The organism is Microbacterium sp. lyk4-40-TSB-66, from assembly GCF_030209475.1.
GTDB lineage: Bacteria > Actinomycetota > Actinomycetes > Actinomycetales > Microbacteriaceae > Microbacterium.
This window is the reverse complement of sequence record NZ_JARVRW010000003.1, coordinates 330,513-352,836: the sequence shown is the minus strand read 5'-3', so window position 1 is coordinate 352,836 and position 22,324 is coordinate 330,513. Positions and strand designations below refer to the sequence as shown.

The following is a 22,324-nucleotide window of genomic DNA, read 5'->3' as shown; positions in this document are numbered from 1 at the left end:
CAGGGGAGAGGGGAAGGGGGCAGGCGAACCCGCCCCCTTCCCTCCCGTCAGTTCAGCGCGCCGTAGGGCGCCTCGAACGTCGCGGTCACCGGCGCCCCGCCGACCGTCGCGGTCGCCGTCACCGTGGCGACTCCCGCGGGGATGCTCGCCGCGCGCGAGTTGAACGACGCGCTCACCGTCTTCCCGGGCTGTACGCCCTTCACCGTCTTCGTGCCGTAGGCACTGGTGAAGACCAGATCGACGGGTACGTCGTCGGTGTTCTTCGCGGTCGTGATCACGTACGCCTTGCCCGCGATGGCCCGGCTTGCGGCGCTCACGGCCACGTCGAGGGCGGGCGCGGATGCCTCGGGGAGCTCCCACACCTGCCATTCCTTGATGCCGACGCTGCCCTTGCCCTGTTCGGTGCCGACCGGGTCGAGCGCGAGCCGCAGCTTCGTCGTGGTGACGGGCTCGAACGACACCGTGTTGTAGGTGTCCTTCGCCGTGCCGTACGCCCCCGCGTTCTTCACCGGAACCCACGCGGTGGTCGTGGCATCCCAGTACTCGGCTTTCCACGAGGCCGGGACGTCGATGCCGAGGCCCTGCGCGTCGATGTTCGACACGAAGTACACGCCCAGCTCGCCGATGCGCACCGGCTCCTTCCAGTCGTACTGCACCCACTGGTCGGTGACGGCCGGCCACACGCCCCAGACGTTGGCGTTGTCGTTCGGCGTGACGTCGCCCGACGCTGTCGGCTGGACGTCGTCGTTCAAACCGGTCACCCGGTTCCACCCGGCGGTTCCGGATGCCGTGGGCGTGGCCAGCAGGGCGACGTTGCGCTTCTGCGTGCCGTCGGCCTTCGGTACCGTCCGCTCGACGACGGGTGAGACGTTGCCCGCCTTGTCGGTGGAGCGCACCTGCACCTTCGTCTCGTCGAGTCCGATGAGCACCGTCCCCGTCATCGGGGACCAGTCCCCGGCGTCACCGAGGCGGTACTCGATCGATGCGACTCCCGAACCGGCGTCCGTCGCGGTCGCCTTGACCGTACGCGAGACCGCGTCGGCCGTGACCTCGGCGGCCGGTGCCGTGGTGTCGATGCGCACGGTCTGCGCCGCCACCGGCGAGGTGTTGCCCGTGGCGTCGGTCGCCCGTGCCTGCACGACGTGGGACCCGTCATCGGTCACCGACACCGCCGCGGTGTAGGCCACCCACTCGCCCTGGCCGACGCGCACCTCGATGCGGGGAGCCGGATCCTGGTCGTCGGTGGCGGTCACGTTCACCGTGACGGCCTGGGTGTACCACCCCGACCCGGGGGCGGCCGGCGACACCTGCAGGGCCACCGTCGGCGCCTTCGTGTCGGCGCCCCCGCCGTCGACGGTCACCGCGGCCGAGGCGGCCTTGGTGCCGGGCAGATCGCTCTGCACGGTTCCGGCGACGGTGAACTGCCCTGCCGTCGCGTAGGACGCGGGGTCGACCGCGTTCCACGTGACCGGGAGGTCCTGACGCGACCCGTCGTTGAACAGCACGCCCACCCTCTGGGGCAGCACCGGCGCGACACCCGGCAGGGTGCGCGTGGTCACGGCATCGACCTGGTTGATCTGGCCGGGAGCCGTCGCCCGCACCCACACCGTCGCCTTGGCGGCGACCGGCGAGCCGGGCACGATGCCCGAGACGGTGAAGCTGCCCTCACCGGCGACCTGCGCGTCGGAGACCTCGACCCACGTGACGGGAAGGTCGGCGTGGCTGCCGTCGGAGAACGTGGCATCCACGGTCGCGGGAAGCTCCGGCTTCGTGCCCACGGTGGTGCGGACGTCGATGGGCTCGATCGAGGTGGGTGCGTCGGCGAAGACCTTCCATTCGCTGACGGCCACGCCGGCGAACGTCGAGCCCGAACCGGTGGCCGAGAGGGTGGCGCGCAAGCGCGTCGTGGTCACGGCACCGAAAGTGACGGTGTTGGGCGCACTCCGCTCGAGGGTGTGCGCCGACGCGGCCGGCACGTCCGCCCACGCGGCACCGTCCCAGTACTGCACCTTCCACGCGCTCGGGACGTTCACGCCCTGGTTCGACGCGGGATCGCCCTGGTCGGACCAGAAGTTCATCTCGACGCCCGACACACGCTGCGGTTCGCTCCAGTCGTACTGCAGCCAACGGGTGGCGGGGTTGTCGCCGCCGGCCCAGGTGCCCCAGACGTCGGTGCTCCCTCCGCCGTTGTAGAGGATCTTCCCGTCGTTGACGGAACCGACCTTGTTCCAGCCCGCGGTGAACGAGGCGGTGGGCGTCGCGGCGGGGGCGACGTTCGCGCCCTGCGTCGCCACGTCTCCCTGCACCGTCACGTCAGACTCGGAGGTCTTCTCGCCGTCCGTCGCCGACAGGCGCAGCACGTACTCGCCCTTGGCCGAGAAACGGGCGGTGGTGGAGGCCGCCGCGGCGTCGTCGAAGAGCACCGTGGCATCCTCGGGGGCGCTCACCACGCTCCAGCGCGCGCTGAGCTCGCCGCCGGGCAGACCGTCGTCCTTGACCGTGCCGACCAGTGCGGCCGATCCGCCGGCCGAAGCCTGACGGTCCTGCCACGCCGTGACCAGCGGTGCCTGGTTCGTGGATGCCGGAGCGGCGATGCCCGTGGAGAACACCTGCAGTTCCTTCACGCCCGTCTTGGCACCCGCGGCGTGCGTCGCCGTGAGGCGCACGGCGTCGCCGGTGACCTCGGGGAACTGCACGTGGTTGTAGTTCGCCCGCGGGTAGGCGGGTGTGCGGGCCTGCTGCGGGATCGTGGACCACTCGCCGTTGCGGCGCACCTCGAGCGTGTAGACCGAGGGTTCGGAGTAGCCGGCGGCCGTGGCCGACGAAGAGCTGTCGTAGAAATAGGTGCGGACGTCGTCGAACGTCTTGTCGCCGCCCAGCTCCACCGTCAGCGAGTCCTTCGCATTCGGCGAACCCGCCGTGCCCCAGAAGGGCTCGTTGATCGTCGTGCCGTTGACGGCGCCGGCCGGCTCGCGACCCGCGGCCGAGAACGACGCGGTCGCGGAGGTGGCGAGGTTGGCGCTGCCGGTGCTGTCGGTGCGCACGTCGGCGCCCGCCTTGGCGAACAGGTCGACGACGCGGGCCTCGTCGGCGAAACGCACGTCCTGCGGAGCCTTGACGGTGGATGCCGTGGCGGTGGTGACCTTCGCGTCACCCTTCACGACCTCGACCGTGCCGGTGGCGGGGTCGTAGACCACGTGCGAGAGCTTGTCGACGGTGAAGGCGAGCTTGCCGTCGAGGAACACCGAGTACCCCTCGGGCACGTCGTCGCCGTAGTGCCGCTCACCACCGGGGGCGTCCCAGGTGACCGAGAGGTCGCGGTCGCGGTAACGGATGTTGTTCGCGGTGAAGTGGTCCCACCCGATGTCGATCGGGTCGAGCTCGATCTTGGCGTCGCTGCGGGTGCGCACACCCATGGCGTCTTCGATCATGGTGAAGTTCGTCGCCCCGAGGATCGTGTGGTGGATCCAGGAGCGGTAGTCGATCTTCTGCGGGTCGGCGGAACCGTTCGCCCAGAACTCGTTCTGGTCGGGCAGGCGGTTGTCACCGCCGTTCTGGTAGTGCGACCAGGCGTTCCAGTACAGGAGCTTCTTGTACCACTCGGCGTCGATCGCGTCGGTGGGGTAGTCGCGCAGCACCTTCGACAGCATCCGGAAGGTGACCGTGGAGTTGATGACCGAGAAGTTGTTGCTGCCCTGGCCGCCGGTGGCGTTGTACGCCGCCTGGTCGGCCTGATTGGCCGTGTAGAAGGGGAAGATCGGGTACTGCTTGTCGTCCGCGAAGAGGCGCAGCGCCTCGACGTAGTCGTCCTTGTAGTCCGCGTCACCGGGCTTGGGCACGAGGCCGACCGAGAACGGGTAGTAGTTGTTGATCTCCTTCCAGGGCACGTGCTCGCCGTTGTTGGCCATGGCGTGCTCGATGAGCTTGCGGTCGGGGTTCCACAGCACGTCCATGACCTGGGTCTTGATGTTCTGCGCGAACGCCTGCATCTCGTCGGCCTTGGCGGTGTCGCCGGCGGTGCGATACGCCTCGGCCGACGCGAGCGCGTTGGAGTAGAGGTACGCGTTCTCGGCGCGGTCCTGGTTGCCGCCCTTCCAGTGGAACGACACGGCATCCGCGTCGTTGCCCGTCATGGCGCCCCAGTTGTACTCGATGAGGCCGTTGCCGTTGGTGTCGTACGCGTCGACCAGGCCCTTCACGTCGTCCTCGGCGTATTCGGCGAGGTTCTTCGCGATCGCGGTCGGACCGCCGTGCAGCTGGTACGAGCGCCATGCCGCTTCGGAGATGTACTGCGTGTAGCTGTTCGACCAGTTGGCGGGGTCGCCGGGGTTGTCGACGAACTTGTAGCTCTTGCTCGTCTCTCCGGTCGAGACCCACGGACCGTACGAGTAGATGGGGTCGCGGAAGTATTTCAGGTCGTCGATGAACATGCCCGTGGTGAGCACGATCGAGTTGTTGTATCCGAGCACACCCTCCATGGCGACGGGGAACTGGTAGGTGTTGCCCGGCATGTCGGCATCGAGGAAGTTGTACCGCATCAGCCACCAGCGGTAGTAGAGCGTCTTGTCGATGTTGTCTTCGGGGGTGTCGAGGTAGGGCACGTTCTCGGCCCACCACTCGTTGTAGGCGGTGACGTGGGCCGTGTAGGCCTCGCCGGCCGACTGGGCGCGGGTGGTGTCGTACTCGGTGCGCGAGGCGGCGATCTCGTCGGTGACGAGGCCGAGCTGCACCTTCGCGGTGGTCGAGCCCCCGGCGGGCACCGACAGCGTGCGGACGAGGGTCTCGCCCGCGGGGGCGAAGCCGTCGCCCGAGAAACGCGGCGAGATCTTCGTGAGGTTGTTCAGCGCCTGAACGTGGCCGACGAGTTCGGCGCCGTCCGCGGTGACGGCGTAGGGGGAGGATGCCACGAGCTCGACGTCGACGGCCCCGCCGGTCGAGCGCACGTCGAGGTTGGTGACGAGCACGTTGGCGTCGGTGATGAACTTGGTCTGCACGACCTCGATGCCGCCGCCGCGGTGGACGCTCCGCCAATAGCTCGGCGTCTGCTTGCGCTGCGAGACGTCCTCGGTCAGACCGACGTCGTTGCCGCCGACGCGCGCGGTGATCGTGTAGCCGGAACGCCCGTCGATGGACTCCCAGTACGCGAGCTGCCCGCCGAACCCGAGCACGCCGGGATTGTGCTCCTTCATGAACGCGGCGCGTCCGCGCGTGAACAACCACTGGTTGTTGTCGCCGAAGCTGCCTGCGTCGCCGGTGCGCGCGAGCATCTCGTCCATCCAGAAGTCGTTCGACGCGCTGGAGCCCGCACCGGCGGCGAGATCGGCGTCGAAGATCCTCTGCAACTGGTTGCCGGGGGTGTACGTGACCCCGGTGTCGGGCACGGGGGTCGGGCTTCCCGAGAACGTCGGATAGCCGATGTCGGTGTTCGCGGCGTGTGCCGGTGCGACCACGAAGGTCGTCGCCAGCACCGTCGCGATCGCCGCTGTGGCGATCGCGGAACGCCCGACGCGACGGGGGGTCGTCGGATTGCAGTCCACTGTGTCTGTTCCTCTCGGCGCTGCTCGTCGATGAGCAGCGGGTGCGTGGGAGGCACGCTACCGAGGACGCGAATTGTTTCGCAATGGTTTTCGTAAATTTCGAAACATCGACGAAAACGGCCGCCTGAAGCGGGTCAGCGGTGCGCGATGGTCGACCCGCGGATGACGAGCTTGACGGGCATGGGATGCGTTCCCGCCCCGACATCGACGCCGTCGATCGCATCGAAGACCCGCTGCGCAGCCTGACGACCCAGCTGCTGCAGATTGGCGTTGATGCTCGTGAGCGGCGGCCGCGCGTTCTCGGTGAGCAGCTCCCAGTCGTCGTAGCCGATGACGGCCAGGTCGCCCGGAACGTCGCGGCCGAGGTCGCGCGCGGTGTCGAGCACACCTCGCGCGATCTGGTCGGAGCCGCAGAACACGGCATCCACCTCGGGGTACCGCTCGAGCAGCATCGCCGCGGCATCGCGGCCCCAGTGCTCGTTCCAGGCGGCGAACATCGGCTCGCCGACGAAGTCCAGTCCCGCCGCGGCGAGCGCCGCACGAGCCCCGGCGAGGCGGTCCTGGGCGGCGGCGTACGACGGGTCGCCGGAGATGTGGGCGATGCGGCGGCGCCCGCAGGCGAGCAGATGCTCCACGGCGAGTCGCCCGCCGGAGTAGTTGTCGGGCGTGAGCGACAGGTCCCGCGGGTCGTCGGACGGCGAGTAGGCGTAGACGACCGGGACGGGCAGCTCCTGCCCGAGCGAGGGACGGGGGTCGGTCTGCCTGCCCACGACGATGATGCCGTCGACGCGGCGACTCAGCAGCGCGCGCAGATGGTGCTGCTCGCGGATGGCGTCGCCCCGCGCGTCGCAGAGGAACACGTTGATCTGCCCGGCCCCGAAGGCATCCTCGGCGCCCATGAGGATCGGGATCACGAAGCGGCCCTCGAGGTCGTTGGTGAGCAGGCCCACCGTGCCGGTGCGGCCGGCGAGCAGGCCGCGCGCCATGGCGTTGGGGGTGAACGCGAGCTCGGCCGCAGCCTCCATCACGCGCTTGCGCGTTCCCGCGGCCACGTCGCCGCGACCGTTGAGCGCCTTCGACGCCGTGGCGATCGAGACGCCGGCGCGCCGGGCGACGTCGCTCAGCGTGGCTGCGCGCACGGGATCGGTCGTCATCGGCTTCCGTTTCATGTTCGTGACTTTCCGCCGTCTTGACGGATCGGCAACACTCACGTTACCGTCCCGAAAGGGATTTCGGTCATTTCGATGACCCGCCCCGCCAGCGGTGCCGACCCCGAATGTCGCATCCGCTCAATGAAGAGCTAGAGGAGACTGCAATGACCCCATCCCGGCGCCGCTTCGCCCTTCGGGCCGCGACGGCCATCCTGGCCGCGAGCGCGCTCGTCGGCGGCCTTGCCGCGTGTTCCGGCGGCTCGACCGCCACCGCACCGGCCGACATCCCCGCCGAGGGCACCGACGACGGTTCGACCCTGACCCTGTGGACCCGCGCGCCCCTCGAGAAGCAGGCCAAGCTGCTCGTCGAGGCGTACAACGCCAGTCACCAGAACCAGGTCGAGCTCACGGTCGTCCCCAACGACGACTACGTCGCCAAGGTGGGCGCCGCGGCTGGTTCGGGCGGACTCCCCGACCTGTTCGCGGCCGACATCGTCTACGTCCCGAACTGGGTCGAGCAGGGGCTGTTCCAGGACATCACCGCGCAGATCGACGGCCTGTCGTACAAGGACACCATCAACCAGGGCCACCTCGACGCGGGCACGCTCGACGGCGCGGAGCACGTGCTGCCGTTCGTCCTCGACCTGTCGGTGATGATGTGGAACAAGGAGCTCGTCGCCGAGGCCGGCCTCGACCCCGAGAAGGCGCCCGCGACCCTCGCCGACTTCGCCGAGACCGCCAAGGCCGTGCAGGCGCTGAACAAGCCCGGCGTCTCGGGCACGTCGACGGGACTCAACTGCGGTGGATGCCTGCTGTTCACCTGGTTCCCCTCCATCTGGGCATCGGGCGAAGACGTGCTGGGCTCCGACGGCACCGAGTCGCTGCTGAACAACGACGCCGCCCAGGAGGTCTACTCGACGTGGAAGGACCTCGACGCCGCGGGTGCGGTCGCTCCCGGCTCCGCCGACGAGACCGGCGCCACCTGGGTCGCCGGGTTCCAGGAGGGCAACGTCGGCATCATGCCCTTCCCCGCCACCCTGCTGTCGGGCCTGTCGTTCGACGCGGGTGTCTCCGGCATCCCGGGCGTCGACGGCGGTGAGTCGACCTTCGTCGGTGGCGACGGCGTCGGCATCTCGAAGGACTCGAAGCAGTCGGCGCAGGCCTGGAACTTCCTGTCCTGGCTGACGTCCGAGGACGCGCAGGTGGGCGTCCTCGCCAAGGACGGCAGCACGGTCGCGCGCTCCGACCTCGCCAGCAACGAGTTCTCTGCGAAGGACCCCCGCCAGGTGGCCGTCAACGAGGTCGCCGGTAAGGGCAAGACCCCGGTGGCGCTGAACTTCCAGCAGGCGTTCAATGCTCCCGGCAGCCCGTGGCTGACGCTCGTGCGCAACGCGGTCCTGAACGGCACCGACACCGTCGACGCCGACAACGACGAGATCACCGCCGTCCTGTCCCAGTGATTCCCCGCGGGGGTGCCGCACCGTCGGCACCCCCGCACCCCCGGAAGGAACATCGTGGCGCTCTCCACCTCATCCCGTCGATCCCGGTACGGCCGCACCGCCCTCGGTGGTCCCGTCCAGGGTTGGCTGTACGCCGCTCCGACGGCCCTGTTCGTCGTCGCCCTCTTCGTCATCCCCCTTCTGCTCGTGCTGCAGATGTCGGGCTCCGACTGGCCCCTGCTGCGCGGCAACAGCGGCCCCAACTTCCCCGAGAACTTCGTGGATGCCGTGACCCACCGACTCTTCTGGGATTCAGTGCAGTTCACGGTGCTCTACACCGTCATCACGACCGTCCTGCTCATCGGCCTCGGCCTCGGCCTCGCGCTGCTGGTGCAGGAGTCGACGGCCTGGAAGGGGTTCCTGCGCACGGCCTTCCTGCTGCCGAGCGCCCTGGGTCTCGCCTCGGCATCCCTCCTGTTCTATGTGCTCTACTCCCCCATCGCCGGACCCTTCGCCGGTCTCATGGAGTCGTGGGGGATCACCTTCCTCGGCTCCCCCGAGGGAGCCCTGTGGTCGACGGTGTTCCTCATCGTCTGGCGGTTCGCCGGGTTCTACATGCTGCTGCTGCTCGTCGGGCTGCAGGGCATCCCGGAGGAGATCTACGAGGCCGCGCGCATCGACGGCGGGTCGCGGTGGCAGATCTTCCGCGACATCACGCTGCCGCTGCTGCGCCCCACCTTCGCGCTCACCACGGTGATGTGCGTGACGGGGTCGCTGCTGGCGTTCGACCAGTTCTACATCCTGACCAAGGGCGGACCCGACAACAGCACCATGACCGTGGTGCAGCTGATCTACAACATCGCCTTCCAGGGGCAGAACAGCCTCGGCATCGCCGCCGCGCTGTCGGTCATCATCCTGCTCGCCCTTGTCGTCATCAACGCCGTGCAGCTGCGCGCGTTCCGTCGTCCCGAGGAGGCCTGACATGGCCACGACCGACATCCGCCCGCGCGCAGCGGTCACCGGCAGCACCCGCGCGATCGTCGCCCCCGGCTATCGGGGTCGTCCCCGACCCCGCGGCGCTCTCCTGTGGGGACTGCCGAGCAAGGTCTTCACGGGGGCCGTGGCGATCATCTTCCTGTACCCGCTCGTGTGGACCGGTGTCGCCTCGGTCAGCCCGCAGGCCGGCACGAACCAGGCCGAGGGGTGGGGCTTCGGAAACTACGAGAAGCTCGCCAACTTCCAATCCGGCATCTGGGTCTACCTCGGCAACTCGCTGTTCGTCTCGGTCCTGACCGTCGTGCTGACCCTGCTGATCTCGTTCCTCGGCGGCTACGCCTTCGCCCGCTTCTCGTTCCCGGGCAAGAACCTGCTGTTCCTGTCGGTGCTGGCGATCCTGATGGTTCCCTACGCCACCCTGCTCATCCCGCTGTACGTCATCCTCAACGCCGTCGGCCTGCAGAACTCCCTCGTGGGCGTCGCCCTCGTGCTGACGATGTTCCAGCTGCCCTTCTCGATGTTCATGATGCGCATCTCGTTCGAGTCCGTCCCGCGCGAGCTCGACGAGGCCGCTCTCGTCGACGGCTGCACGAGCTTCGGCGCTCTCTGGCGGGTGCTGCTGCCCGCCGTCAAACCCGGACTCATCACGGTGGGCCTGTTCGCCTTCCTCACCGCCTGGAACGACTTCATCGCCCCGCTGATCCTCATCAACGACCAGTCGCGCATCACCCTGCCGCTGGCCGTGGCCAACCTCCGCGGCCAGACGATGGGGGTCATCGACTACGGCGTGACCGAAGCCGGTGTCGTCGTGCTCGCGCTGCCGTGCATCGTCCTGTTCCTGATCCTCCAACGTCACTACGTGCGCGGCTTCATGTCGGGCGCCTTCAAGGGATGACCATGTCGACCACACTCCCCACCCGTCCGCTCGACTCCGCCCCGGCCCGCACCGTCGTCGCCCCCGTCGTGCCCTCCCGCTCGCGGCTGCGGCCGCTCGGCCTCGACGAGGTCCGCATCACCGGCGGGTTCTGGGGCGAGCGTCAGGCCGTGAACGCCGCCCACACGTTGTCCCACATCCTGGGCCGTCTCGAATCCGAGGGCTGGCTGCCCAACTTCGACCGCGCCGCGGCGGGCACACTGCCCGCGGGGCGCCGGGGGCGCGAGTTCAGCGACTCCGAGGTGTACAAGTACCTCGAAGCCGCGGCGTGGGAGATCGGTCGGCACGACGACGCCGAGCTCGACCGCACCTTCCGCTCCGTGGTCGACCGTGTGGCCGCGGCGCAGGAGGCCGACGGATACCTCAACACCGAGTTCGGGCGCATCGGGCAGCAGCCGAGGTGGTCGGATCTGGAATGGGGGCACGAGCTGTACTGCCTCGGACACCTCTTCCAGGCGGCGGTGGCGCGAGAGCGCACGCGTCCCGGGGCCGACGACGGTCTGCTCCTGATCGCCCGTCGCGCCGCCGACCTCGTCTGCGAGGTGTTCGGGCCCGACGGTCTGCCCGCCTTCTGCGGCCATCCCGAGATCGAGGCCGCGCTGGCCGAACTTGCGCGGGCCACGGGCGATGAGCGCTACGCCGCCCAGGCCGCGCTCTTCGTGACGCGCCGCGGCCACGAGACGCTCGCCGACATCGAGTGGGGTCGTCGCTACTTCCAGGACGACATCCCGGTCCGCGAAGCCACCGCCCTGAGCGGCCACGCGGTGCGGGCGAACTATCTCGCCGCCGGCGCCGTCGACGTCGCGGTCGAGGGCGGCGACGACGACCTCCTCGCCTCGCTCCGCGCGCAGTGGACCCGCACCCGTGGACGCCGCACGTACATCACGGGGGGCCAGGGCTCGCACCACCAGGACGAGGCGTTCGGCGACGACTGGGAGCTGCCGTCCGACCGCGCCTACTCCGAGACGTGCGCCGGGATCGCGTCCGTGATGTTCTCCTGGCGTCTGCTGCTCTCGGGCGGTCAGGCGGCCCACGCCGACCTCATCGAGCGCACCCTGTTCAACGTCGTGGCCACCTCCCCCTCCGCCGACGGGCGCAGCTTCTTCTACGCCAACACGCTGCACCAGCGCGTGCCGGGGGTGGTGCCCGACCCGGACGAGACCTCGCCGCGCGCCTCGTCGTCGCTGCGTGCGCCGTGGTTCGAGGTGTCATGCTGCCCGCCGAACGTGGCGCGGACCCTGGCCAGCCTCGACGCCTACGTCGCGACGGCCGACGATCGCGGCATCCAGATCCACCAGTTCGCACCCGCCGAGATCCGCGCGACCCTCGACGACGGCCGTGACGTGTCGCTCGACGTCGCCACGCGTTACCCGAGCGACGGGGTCGTCCGCGTCACCGTCAACCACGCAGCGGACGAGGCGTGGACACTGTCGCTGCGCGTTCCGGAATGGGCCGAGGAGGCAACACTCCGCGTGTGGAGCGACGGCGCCGTCGTCGAGTCCGCCCCCGTCTCGGCGGGCTGGGCCGCGGTCACGCGCGCGTTCCGCGCGGGCGACACCGTCGAGCTGGAGCTGCCGATGGCACCTCGCTTGGTCGTTCCCGACCCGCGCATCGACGCCGTCCGCGGATGCGTCGCCGTCGAACGGGGACCCGAGGTCTGGGCTCTCGAATCGGTCGATCTGCGACACGGCGCCGACGTCGGAGACGTGGTGCTGAACGCCGAGGTGGCCCCGATCGAAGGCGACGGTCGCGTCTGGGTGAGCGTCACGGATCGCACCGCCGACACGGGCGGGTGGCCCTACGGCGACGCGACGGCGGCCCCTGTCGGAGATCCCCGACGGGTCGCACTGGTGCCGTATCACGACTGGGGAAACCGCGGTCCGTCCACGATGAGGGTCTGGATGCCGACCGCCTGAACGGGCCCCTCGGATCGTTGCCGGAGCCGGCGTCGCGCGTGTGCGGGCGCCGGCTCAGCGCATCGGCAACAGCCGCGTCGGCGACGGCGACGGCGTGCGGTGACGCACGCGCCCCGGAACGCCGGTGCGGGCATCGAGCGGCAGTGAGACGATCTCGTGCGCGAGTTGCCCGGCGACGAGAAGCGTGTCGGCGACGACGACGTGGTGGCGCGGCCAGTGCGTACCGGTCTCGGCGAGCGCCGTGAGCTGCAGCTCCTCGCCGGCGCCGCGGACCGAGAGCACGCCGACGGTGTCGCTGCCCCGCACACCGGCGTACAGCGTGGAGCCGTCGCGGCTCGCGCACAGTTCGGCGGCAGTGTCGGTGTCGAGCGTGCCGAGGAGCGGCTCACCGGAGCGCACCTGCCACCGGCCGGCGCGGTCGGCCGCCAGCACGAAGACCTCGCAGCTCAACTCGGTGACGACGTAGAGATGCCCCGACGGATGCCAGATCCCGTGGCGCGGACCGCTCCCCTGCGGCAGCGCAACCTCTTGCACGAGCCGTAGGCCACTCGGCGTCGATCGCCAGAACCGCACGAGGTCGAAGCCCATGTCGGTGGTCGCCACGAGACCGCCCGGCAGGAAGATCGCCTGGTGCGCCCGCGAGACACGGTCGCCGGCGGCCGCCTCCTCGGACTCGGCGTCGGTCTCGGGGGCGTCGTCGTAGGCGGGGATGAGGTGGGAGTACTCCTCGCCCGCCGCCGCCCTGAGGGCGCGGGCCGCGGCCGCCAGGTCGGGTACGACCGCCCCCGACACGCGCGCCCCGGTCGAGACCGTGCCCTCGGACGATGTGCCCGACCCATGAGGGTCGGCGGCCTCATCGGCGATGATCGGGCGGGAGGGCCGGCCCTCGGCATCCAGGTCGATGCGCACCACCCGGCCGTCGCCCCAGCAACTCGCGACGAGGAACGACGCGTCGGGTGAGACGGCGACGTGGCACACGGCCGCGCCCGCGTCGACGGGCCGGCCGAGGGGCGTCAGACGTGTCTCGCCCACGCGGCGGTACGCCTGCACCGTGCCGTCGAACTCGACCGCGGCATAGATGATGTCGGATGCCGTCGGGTGGGCGGCCACCCACGACGGCGAACCGGAAGCGGCCACCGCCGTGCCCACCATGCCCAGCGGGCCGCCGGCGTCGGGCGCGTCGGACGCACCCGCTTGCAGGATGCCGATGCCCTCCGCCGACCCCGTGTCGGGGGCGTAGGCGCCGACCCAGAACCGCATCAGTCGATGAGGTCGTGGCGCACGATGACCTGGTCGCGCGCGGGACCGACGCCGATGACCGAGATGCGCGTGCCGCTCATCTTCTCGAGCGCGAGGACGTAGTCCTGCGCCGTCTGGGGCAGGTCGTCGAACGTGCGCGCCGACGAGATGTCTTCGCTCCAGCCCGGGTAGCTCTCGTAGATCGGCTTCGCGTGGTGGAAATCGGTCTGGTTGACCGGCAGGTCGTCGTACCGCTCGCCGTCGACGTCGTACGCGACGCACACGGGGATCTGCTCGAGACCGCCGAGGATGTCGAGCTTGGTGAGCACCAGGTCGGTGATGCCGTTGATGCGCGTGGCGTACCGGGTGATGGGCGCGTCGTACCAGCCGACGCGGCGCGGACGGCCCGTGGTGGTGCCGAACTCGAAGCCCCGTGAGCGCAGCCAGTCACCGCTCTCGTCGAACAGCTCGGTCGGGAACGGACCCGAGCCCACGCGCGTCGTGTAGGCCTTGACGATGCCCACGATGCGGTCGAGCCGGTTCGGGCCGACGCCGGAACCCGTCGACGCCCCGCCGGCCGTGGCCGACGACGAGGTCACGAACGGGTAGGTGCCGTGATCGACGTCGAGCATGGTGGCCTGGCCGCCTTCGAAGACGACGACGTCGCCGGCCTCGAGAGCGTCGTTCAGCAGCAGCGACGTGTCGGCCACCAACGGGCGAACGCGGTCGGCGTAGGAGAGCAGGTCGGCGACGATCTCGTCGACGGTGATCGAGCGGCGGTTGAAGACCTTCACCAGCAGGTGGTTCTTCTGATCGAGCGCGCCCTCGACCTTCTGCCGCAGGATGTTCTCGTCGAAGAGGTCTTGCACGCGGATGCCGACCCGGTTGATCTTGTCGGCGTAGGCCGGCCCGATGCCCCGACCGGTGGTGCCGATCATGCGCTTGCCGAGGAAGCGCTCGGTGACCTTGTCGAGGGTGCGGTGGTACTGCGTGATGATGTGCGCGTTCGCACTGATCTTCAGGCGAGACGTGTCGAGGCCTCGCGCGTTCAGCGCCTCGAGCTCATAGAACAGCACCTCGAGGTCGACCACGACGCCATTGCCGATCACGGGCGTCACGCCCGGAGACAGGATGCCGCTGGGCAGCAGGTGCAGCGCGTACTTCTCGTCGCCGATGACCACGGTGTGCCCGGCGTTGTTGCCGCCGTTGAACTTCACCACCCAGTCGGTGCGCTCACCGAGCAGATCGGTGGCCTTGCCCTTGCCCTCGTCGCCCCACTGGACGCCGACGATCACGATTCCGGGCATGAGTGCTCCTCGCATGTTGTCCGGCGGTACACCCCATCCTATCGAGCGGGTCCGACACGGCCCCGCGCAACGGGGCGGGGAGATACGCCGAGGGGCCGGTTCCGGCGAGCGTGTGGATGCGGCGCGGGCGACGGGGCGCGTAGGGGCGACGAAAGGAGGGAACGCCACGAGCGGAGGAGCTGTGACCGCTCCCGCATCCTCCCCTCACCGAATCTCCTCCCCCTCACCCCCGGCGCACCACGCGGGCGCCGCCGTAGCCCCGCGGCGGACGACGCGAAACCGGCGACGCCGGGACGCGCCGGCGCTAGCCTGGGTCGATGCTGCGAACGCGCGAGTGGGCTGTCGGATGGAACACCGCGCGCATCGCGGCGGCGGCGATGATCGCCATCGCGGTGATCGCGCAGTTCATCTCGTCGGTGGCGGGGGCGGTCGGGGCCGGGCGGCACGTCGTCACCGTGGTCGCGAACTTCTTCAGCTTCTTCACGATCCTCTCCAACGTCTCGGCGGCGATCGTGCTGCTGATCGTGGGCGTCCGGTTCTTCGCGCGCGGCCGCCGCCTTGGCCCCGAGCCGATCGCGCTGGCGACCGTCCTCGCCTGGGTCACCACGTACATGCTGGTCACCGGCGTCGTCTACAACCTGCTGCTGCGCGGCATCCCCCTGCAGCCCGAGACGGTGCCCTGGTCGAATGAGATCCTGCACGTCTGGGGCCCGCTGTTCCTGCTGCTCGATCTCTTCTTCGGCCCCGGCCGTCGGCGCCTTCCCTGGCGCGCTGCCCTGACCGCGGCGATCTTCCCCATCGCCTGGGTGGTCTACACGCTGCTGCGTGCCCCGCAGATCACGAACCCCACCACCGGGGCGCCCTACTGGTACCCATATCCGTTCCTCGATCCGAACGCCGCCGGGTGGGGCAGCGTCGTCTTCTACATCGTCGCCATCGCCGTGGTCATCGTCGGGTTCGCCTTCGGCACGGTCGCCGTCGGCCGTCGGCGCGGCATCCGTCCCGCGTGACGCGCGGGGTGACACCGGGGGCGACCGACGCGGCATCCGGATGCCGAGAGGCCCGCCGCTCACGGCTTCGTCCCGGACGCACGGCCTAACCTGAGCACGTGCGTACGAGACTGATGTCCGCGGCCCTGGCCGCCTCCGCCCTGCTCCTGCTCGCCGGATGCGCGGGAGGGACGACCACCGAACCCGCCCCCGGGGCGAGCGCGCCGAGCGAAGGGTCCGTCTCGGGCGAGTGCTCCTACCCCGCGTCGGGTCAGCCCGCCGTCGACGTCACTCCCCCGGCGGAGGGCACCGACCAGCCGACCGGCGAGGTGCAGGCCGTGCTGCAGACCTCGGCCGGCGACATCCCGCTGACCCTGAACGGCGAGCGCACCCCGTGCACCGTCGAGAGCTTCGTCTCGCTCGCGCAGCAGCAGTACTTCTCGAACACCGAATGCCACCGACTCACCACCTCGGGCATCTTCGTGCTGCAGTGCGGTGACCCCACCGGCACCGGCCGCGGCGGTCCCGGGTACCGCTTCGACGACGAGCTCGACGGGGGCGAGACCTATCCCGCGGGCACCGTGGCGATGGCCAATGCCGGCCCCGGCACGAACGGCTCGCAGTTCTTCCTCGTCTACGAGGACACGAAGCTGCAGCCGAACTACACCGTCTTCGGCACCATGTCACCCGAGGGTCTGGCCGTGGTGCAGTCGATCGCTGCGGCGGGCACTGCGGGCGGCGCACCCGACGGCGCCCCCGCGAACCCGGTGACGATCACGGGCGTGACGGTCGGCTGACCCTCCTCCCCAAGGCGGACCACCGGCGCGAGCGGCGACGACGCGTCGGTCGCCGCACCGTGCCGCAATAGAATTGTCGGCATGTCCAAGGTCCTTCAGTCCCTTCCCGTCGGCGAGCGCGTCGGCATCGCCTTCTCGGGTGGTCTCGACACCTCGGTGGCCGTCGCGTGGATGCGCGACAAGGGAGCCATCCCCTGCACCTACACCGGCGACCTCGGCCAGTACGACGAAGACGACATCGACTCGATCCCCGGCCGCGCCACGCAGTACGGTGCCGAGGTCTCGCGCCTGGTCGACTGCAAGACGGCCCTCGTCGAAGAGGGCTTCGTCGCGCTCGCGTGCGGCGCGTTCCACATCCGCTCCGGCGGGCGCACCTACTTCAACACCACCCCGCTCGGCCGCGCCGTCACGGGCACTCTGCTCGTGCGCGCCATGAAGGAGGACGGCGTCGACATCTGGGGCGACGGCTCCACCTACAAGGGCAACGACATCGAGCGGTTCTACCGCTACGGCCTGCTCGCCAATCCCGCCCTGCGCATCTACAAGCCGTGGCTCGACGCCGACTTCGTCACCGAGCTCGGCGGGCGCAAAGAGATGAGCGAGTGGCTCGTCGCGCACGACTTCCCCTACCGCGACAGCGTCGAGAAGGCGTACTCGACCGACGCCAACATCTGGGGTGCCACGCATGAGGCGAAGACCCTCGAGCACCTCGACGTCTCGCTCGAGATCGTCGAACCCATCATGGGCGTGCGCTTCTGGGATCCTGAGGTCGAGATCGAGACCGAAGACGTCACCGTCACGTTCGAGGCCGGACGCCCCGTCGCCATCAACGGCACGCGTTTCGACGACCCCGTCGCCCTGGTGCGTGAGGCGAACACCATCGGTGGGCGCCACGGCCTCGGCATGAGCGACCAGATCGAGAACCGCATCATCGAGGCCAAGTCGCGCGGCATCTACGAAGCCCCCGGCATGGCGCTGCTCTTCCTCACGTACGAGCGCCTGGTCAACAGCATCCTGAACGAGGACACCCTCGCGACCTACCACGAGCAGGGCCGTCGCCTCGGGCGCCTCATGTACGAGGGTCGCTGGCTCGAGCCGCAGTCGCTGATGCTGCGCGAGTCGATCCAGAAGTGGGTCGGATCGACCATCACCGGCTCCGTCACGGTGCGCCTGCGCCGCGGCGAGGACTACACGATCCTCGACACCGTGGCATCCGGAATGTCGTATTCGCCCGAGAAGCTGTCGATGGAGCGCGTCGGCGACGCCGCGTTCGGCCCGGTCGACCGCATCGGCCAGCTGACAATGCGCAACCTCGACATCGCCGACTCGCGCGCGCGCCTCGAGCAGTACGCGAGCCTCGGCCTCATCGGCGGTCCGACCGGTGAGCTCGTCGGCGACGTGACCCAGGGCGGTGCGCGCGACATCATCGAGCCCGCGGCCCGTCTCGACGCCGACGGCGAGCGCCTCGCCGACGCCACCGATATGGCCGGAGAGAGCGCCGCGTTCGACGCCGGCACCGACTGACCTCCGCGCACCGAACGCCGCCGTCCGCACCCGCGGGCGGCGGCGTTCGTCTATGCAGCGATGCCGTGCGCGGCAGCGGCGTTCGTCTACGCACGGTGATTCCGCGCGCAGCGACGGCGTTCCTCTACGCGCAGCGACACCGAGCGCAGCAATGGCGTTCGTCCAGGCGCAGCGACACCGAGCGCAGCAATGGCGTTCGTCCACGCGCGACCTCGGCCGGCGAACCGTCGCGAGGGCGGGAGGCTGTCCGCTTGCGGACATGGCCTCTAGGGGACCTTGCCGCGCGCGGGACAATCCGTCATCCTGAGCTGCCGGACGGCTTCGCCCACGGCATCCTGTGGTCCGGCGCGCGCGTCCGACCCGCACGCCGGCCGACGGGATCGATGCCCCCGCCCGAACGCATCGAGGAGAGCCCATGCCCGGGTGGTACACCCTGACCGTCGTCGCCGTCGTCATCCTCGCGGTCGTCGTCGCCATCGTCCGCCTGCGGATCAACCCGGTCATCGCCCTCGCCGTGGGTGCGGCGGCGATCGGCCTCCTCACCGGGCTCGGTCCGCTCGACACCGTCTCGACCATGACGCAGGGCTTCGGCGAGGTGATGATGGATGCCGGGCTCCTCATCGCGTGGGGGGTGCTGATCGGCGCGATGCTCAACGAGATGGGCGCCGTCACCCGTCTCGTGGAAGCCCTGATGCGGGTGTTCGGTCGCCGCGGCATCCCGTTCGCCCTCGGTCTGTCGCTGGCGACCTACCTGCAGACGATCTTCGTCGACGTGATGATCGTCATCGCCGCGCCCCTCGCCCGACGGATCGCCGCGCGCCTCGGACCCGCCGGGACGGGGATCATCGGCGTGACCTTCGCGGTGTCGCTCGAGGTGGGGATCGTGATGATGGTGCCCGGCTTCGCCGCGGTGGCCCTGGCGGGTGTCGTCGGCGTCCCGCTGGGCGAGATGCTGCTCGGCGGATTCGCGGTCGTGATTCCCACGGTGGCCCTCTCGATCCTGTTGATGAGCGTGTTCTTCCGTCTCGGGTTCTGGAACCCCGAGCGCGACCAGCAGACGGCGACCCCCGAAGGCGTGCCCGACGACGGCGCCATGTCGACCGGCGTAGGCGGTCTGCCCCGCGACCCCGATGCCCCCGCGCCCGCGCCCCTCGTCACGCTCGCGCCGGCGGCATCCACCGCTCTCGCCCCCTCGGCCACCCGGGAGCGGCCCCTGCTGCTGCTGTTCGCACCGATGCTGGTGGCACTGCTGCTCATTGCGGCGCAGGCCGTGCTCGCGGTGCTGAAGATCGAGGTCGCTCCGATGCAGTTCCTCGGCAGCCCCGTCATCGCGCTGCTTCTGGCCGTGATCCTCACCGGGGCGGTCGCCCGCGCGGCCGTCGGGCGGGAGCGGGTCGAGAAGGCCGTGGTGAAGGGTTTCCACGACGGCGGTCAGATCTTCGTGCTCACCGGCGTGGGCGGGTCGCTCGCCGCGGTGATCGCGCAAGGCGACCTGGGCGACGTGCTGCAGAGCTCCTTCCAGGCCACCCCCTTCGCCCCGCTGCTGGTGGTGTGGGCCATGGCCGCGGTCCTCCACATCGCTGTCGGCTCGGTCACCCTGTCGGCGATCACCGCGGCCGGCATCATCGCGCCCGTCGCCACGACCATGGGTCTCAACCCCCTGCTGGTCGCGCTGGCCGCCGGCGCGGGGGCGCTCTTCTGCGTGCACGTGACCTCCAACACGTTCTGGTTGCTGCAGTCCTTCCTCGGCCAGACGGTGCGGGGTGCGTTGAAGACGGTGACGGTGGGCGTCTCGCTCGCGTCGGTGATCGCGCTCGGGATGACGCTGGTGCTGTCGTTCGTGCTCGGCTGACCCCTCCGCGAGACGGCGTACGGGTGCGAGGGTGTCCGCTTCCGGCCATGACCGCTAGCGGCTCTTGCGGCGCGGGGCCCGCGAGGTGTGCACTTCATACGACCCGACCGGAAAGTCCCGCATGAGCTCAGAGCCCGCCGTCCGCACGGCATCCGTCGATCGACCGACGACGAATCGCTTCCTCCGCGGACATCCGCTGTTCCCGGTGCTCGCGGTCGTCATGGCCGGTGTGGTCGCCATCCCGACGGTCCTGTGGATCCACGAGAACGCGCACGAGGACCGCAACACCACCGTCGGCATCCTCGCGGTCGTCGTGCTGGGGATCGCCGGATTCGGGTGCGTGCTGCGCGCCGTCGCCCACAACCGCGAAGAGATCACCTGGGTGGACCACCTCGGCAAGCTGCTCGCGGTCGCCGCCTTCGCGTACGCCTTCTGGGACGACCTGATCCTGGTGGGCCACGACGTGTGGGGGCACGACGTCGACGTCTTCATGACCGGGGCCATGCTCGCCCTCCTCGCCATTGCGGCACTCTGCCTCGTCGCCCTCCTGGCCGCCCGTCGTCGGCCCGCGGCGGCGCGGGCCGACGACGATCACGGATGATCTCGATCGCCCTGGCGCTCGTCTCCGCGGTCGCCTACGGCACGAGCGACTTCTTCGGCGCCCTCGCCTCGCGACGCATCGACGCCCTGCGTGTCATCCTCCTCACCTACCCTGTCTCGACGCTGCTGATCACCGCCGCGGCGCCTTTCGTGGGCGGGCGCCTGTCGCCGGAGGCGCTGCTGTGGGGCGGGGCGTCGGGCGTCGCGACAGCCGTGGCGATCTGGTGGTACTACCTCGCCCTCGCCGACGGCCCGATCAGCGTGGTGTCGCCGGTCGCCGCGATCCTCGTCACGGCGATCCCCGTCATCGCGGGCGTGACCCTCGGCGAGCGCCCGTCGGCACTGGCGGTGGTGGGGATCGTCCTCGCCGTGATCGCCCTCCCCCTGGTCAGCCGCAGTGCCTCCGGCGGAACGCACGCTCGTCGGTTCACCCCGCGGGTGGCCCGGTTGACGGTGGGTTCCGGCGTGCTGTTCGGGCTGAGCTTCGTGTTCACGGGTCAGATGCCCGCCGACGGCGGCCTCTGGCCGCTGGCCTTCGCGCGGGCCGTTGCAGCGGGTGTCATCATTTCCGCGGCGCTCCGCCTCGGCCGCGCGAAGCCGGTCGGCGGGGGGCTCTTCTGGCTCGCCGTCATGATCGGCGTCTTCGACGCGGTCGCCAATGTCGCCATGCTCTACGCGTTCCGCACCGGCCTGCTGTCGCTCGCGAGCGTGGTCATCTCTTTGTACCCGGCCGTGACGGTGGCGTTCGCGGTCGGGGTCGTGCGGGAACGTGTCGGCCGTGTGCAGATGGCCGGCCTCGGCCTCGCCGGGGCGGCGATCCTGACCATCGCCGTCGGGGGATGACGCGGAGCCGACGGGCCCTCGCGCAGAGGCGTCGACGCCGGTCTCTCGCACGCGCCGGCGCGTTGGGCGCGGGCGACCCTCGGCGTTGCGCGCGTACCGTCCCCGGGCGCAACGGGAAGAGATCCGGAATTCTTCGGCGAGGGCAAGCCTTCACCGCCCGAAACCGCCCCGGCCATGATGGGAATCGGACCGGTCACCCCTCGGAGAAACACATGGACGACGACACCCTGATGCAGATTCTTCTGCGTGGGCGGCCGCCGACGGTCGACGACGCCGTCCTCACCACCCACCTCGACGCCCCGCGGGTGATCGCCGCCGTCGAGCGGCTGCGGGAGCGTGGTCTCATCGGTGGTGTCGACGGGGTCCTCGCCTATCCGCCGCCCGCCGACTGGGCGAACGACGCCGTGACCGTGCACACCCGTCGCGTGCGGGCGGCCGCCGAAGACGCGATGTCTGGCATCGAGCGGATCCTCGAGAACCTCCCCTCGATCCTGCGCGCCTGGTCGGTCGGAGAAGCGTCGGCCGACCTGGTCCCCACGGTGCTGCGGCACGGCCCCTACGCCGCAGAAGACCTCATGTGGGAGCTCTCGGGAACCCCGTCGAGCTCCCTGGTCGCCGTCTTCACCAGCGTCGACCGGCTGATGGCGGCATCCCCCGATCGGGCGCGGCGGTTCGGCGCCGCGCTGAGCGCTCGCGACAACGTGCGGATCATCGTGCCCGCGTCGGTGACCACCGATCCGGTGGTGCTCGAGCGCATGGCGCTCTACGGTCCGACCGGACTCGAGTACCGCTCGCTCGAGAAGGCCCCGGCGTGGTTCTGGGTCGACGGCGACTACCTCGCCCTGCCGTACATCTGGGGCGAGACCACCCCGACGAGCGTGCTGGGGGTGCGTCATGAGGGTCTGGCGAACATGGTGCGCGCCTACTTCGACGAGCTGTGGCGCCGAGCGGCTCCCGTCGGCGCCGACGCGCAGCCGTGGACGTCGATCCTGCGCCTCATGCAGCAGGGCTACACGCTCGCGGGCGCGTCGTCGCAGTTGGGCATCAACGCCCGTACCGGCCGCCGCCGCATCGCCGCCGCGATGGAGCACTACCACGCACCGACGCTGTTCGCCCTCGGGGCGGCGTGGACCGCAGCCGGCGCCGACGGGGCGTATCCACCGCGGGCGTAACACCCACGAACTTGCACATAGGTGTGCA

General features: G+C 70.1%; 15 protein-coding genes. 11 read left to right on the top strand and 4 right to left on the bottom strand.

Going from position 1 to position 22,324, the window contains the following annotated elements; genetic code table 11:
- Positions 1-47: 47 nt before the first annotated feature.
- Positions 48-5,537 (bottom strand): OmpL47-type beta-barrel domain-containing protein, encoded by a 5,490-nt coding sequence (locus QRO03_RS06720; protein ID WP_285136746.1) that lies wholly within the window; start codon positions 5,535-5,537, stop codon positions 48-50.
- Positions 5,538-5,671: 134 nt separating this feature from the next.
- Positions 5,672-6,691, bottom strand: coding sequence for a LacI family DNA-binding transcriptional regulator (locus tag QRO03_RS06715; RefSeq protein WP_285136745.1), 1,020 nt, complete (start codon positions 6,689-6,691; stop codon positions 5,672-5,674).
- A gap of 161 nt (positions 6,692-6,852) precedes the next feature.
- On the opposite strand from QRO03_RS06715, the gene QRO03_RS06710 reads away from it, so the two are divergent.
- Genes QRO03_RS06710 through QRO03_RS06695 form a run of 4 tightly spaced genes read left to right on the top strand, consistent with a single transcriptional unit; the run spans position 6,853 to position 11,973 of the window.
- Positions 6,853-8,148: an ABC transporter substrate-binding protein gene (locus QRO03_RS06710; RefSeq protein ID WP_285136744.1), complete on the top strand. Its 1,296-nt coding sequence runs from the start codon at positions 6,853-6,855 to the stop codon at positions 8,146-8,148.
- A 54-nt stretch (positions 8,149-8,202) separates the two neighbouring features.
- On the top strand, positions 8,203-9,108 hold the full coding sequence (locus QRO03_RS06705; protein ID WP_285136743.1) for a carbohydrate ABC transporter permease: 906 nt from the start codon (positions 8,203-8,205) through the stop codon (positions 9,106-9,108).
- Position 9,109: 1 nt separating this feature from the next.
- The gene (locus QRO03_RS06700) at positions 9,110-10,018 is read left to right on the top strand and encodes a carbohydrate ABC transporter permease (RefSeq protein WP_285136742.1); all 909 of its coding nucleotides are present in this window, start codon (positions 9,110-9,112) and stop codon (positions 10,016-10,018) included.
- A 2-nt stretch (positions 10,019-10,020) separates the two neighbouring features.
- Complete coding sequence (locus QRO03_RS06695; RefSeq protein ID WP_285136741.1) at positions 10,021-11,973, top strand: glycoside hydrolase family 127 protein; 1,953 nt, start codon at positions 10,021-10,023, stop codon at positions 11,971-11,973.
- Positions 11,974-12,027: 54 nt separating this feature from the next.
- On the opposite strand, the gene QRO03_RS06690 is transcribed toward QRO03_RS06695, so the two are convergent.
- Both QRO03_RS06690 and QRO03_RS06685 read right to left on the bottom strand, forming a co-directional pair.
- A complete protein-coding gene (locus QRO03_RS06690) occupies positions 12,028-13,233 on the bottom strand; it encodes a lactonase family protein (RefSeq protein WP_285136740.1) in 1,206 nt (401 codons plus the stop codon).
- On the bottom strand, positions 13,233-14,519 hold the full coding sequence (locus QRO03_RS06685) for an adenylosuccinate synthase (RefSeq protein ID WP_285136739.1): 1,287 nt from the start codon (positions 14,517-14,519) through the stop codon (positions 13,233-13,235). Before QRO03_RS06685 ends, QRO03_RS06690 begins: the two co-directional genes overlap by 1 nt.
- Positions 14,520-14,836: 317 nt before the next feature.
- Between QRO03_RS06685 and QRO03_RS06680 the strand changes: the two genes are divergently transcribed.
- The 7 genes from QRO03_RS06680 to QRO03_RS06650 all read left to right on the top strand — a co-directional run bounded on the left by QRO03_RS06680 (position 14,837) and on the right by QRO03_RS06650 (position 22,296).
- Positions 14,837-15,529 (top strand): Pr6Pr family membrane protein, encoded by a 693-nt coding sequence (locus tag QRO03_RS06680; protein WP_285136738.1) that lies wholly within the window; start codon positions 14,837-14,839, stop codon positions 15,527-15,529.
- Between the two features lie 98 nt (positions 15,530-15,627).
- Entirely contained in the window at positions 15,628-16,305 is a 678-nt protein-coding gene (locus tag QRO03_RS06675; protein WP_285136737.1) for a peptidylprolyl isomerase, read from the top strand.
- Between the two features lie 81 nt (positions 16,306-16,386).
- Positions 16,387-17,829, top strand: a complete 1,443-nt coding sequence (argG, locus tag QRO03_RS06670) for an argininosuccinate synthase (RefSeq protein ID WP_285136736.1) — start codon at positions 16,387-16,389, stop codon at positions 17,827-17,829.
- 415 nt (positions 17,830-18,244) lie between these two features.
- A complete protein-coding gene (locus QRO03_RS06665) occupies positions 18,245-19,681 on the top strand; it encodes a GntP family permease (protein WP_285136735.1) in 1,437 nt (478 codons plus the stop codon).
- Positions 19,682-19,802: 121 nt separating this feature from the next.
- Positions 19,803-20,282 carry a hypothetical protein gene (locus tag QRO03_RS06660; RefSeq protein WP_285136734.1) on the top strand — a complete coding sequence of 160 codons (480 nt, stop codon included), beginning with the start codon at positions 19,803-19,805 and terminating at the stop codon, positions 20,280-20,282.
- Positions 20,279-21,124: a DMT family transporter gene (locus QRO03_RS06655; RefSeq protein WP_285136733.1), complete on the top strand. Its 846-nt coding sequence runs from the start codon at positions 20,279-20,281 to the stop codon at positions 21,122-21,124. The genes QRO03_RS06660 and QRO03_RS06655 overlap by 4 nt, the downstream gene beginning before the upstream one ends.
- 212 nt (positions 21,125-21,336) lie before the next feature.
- Complete coding sequence (locus QRO03_RS06650) at positions 21,337-22,296, top strand: hypothetical protein (protein ID WP_285136732.1); 960 nt, start codon at positions 21,337-21,339, stop codon at positions 22,294-22,296.
- Positions 22,297-22,324: the final 28 nt, after the last annotated feature.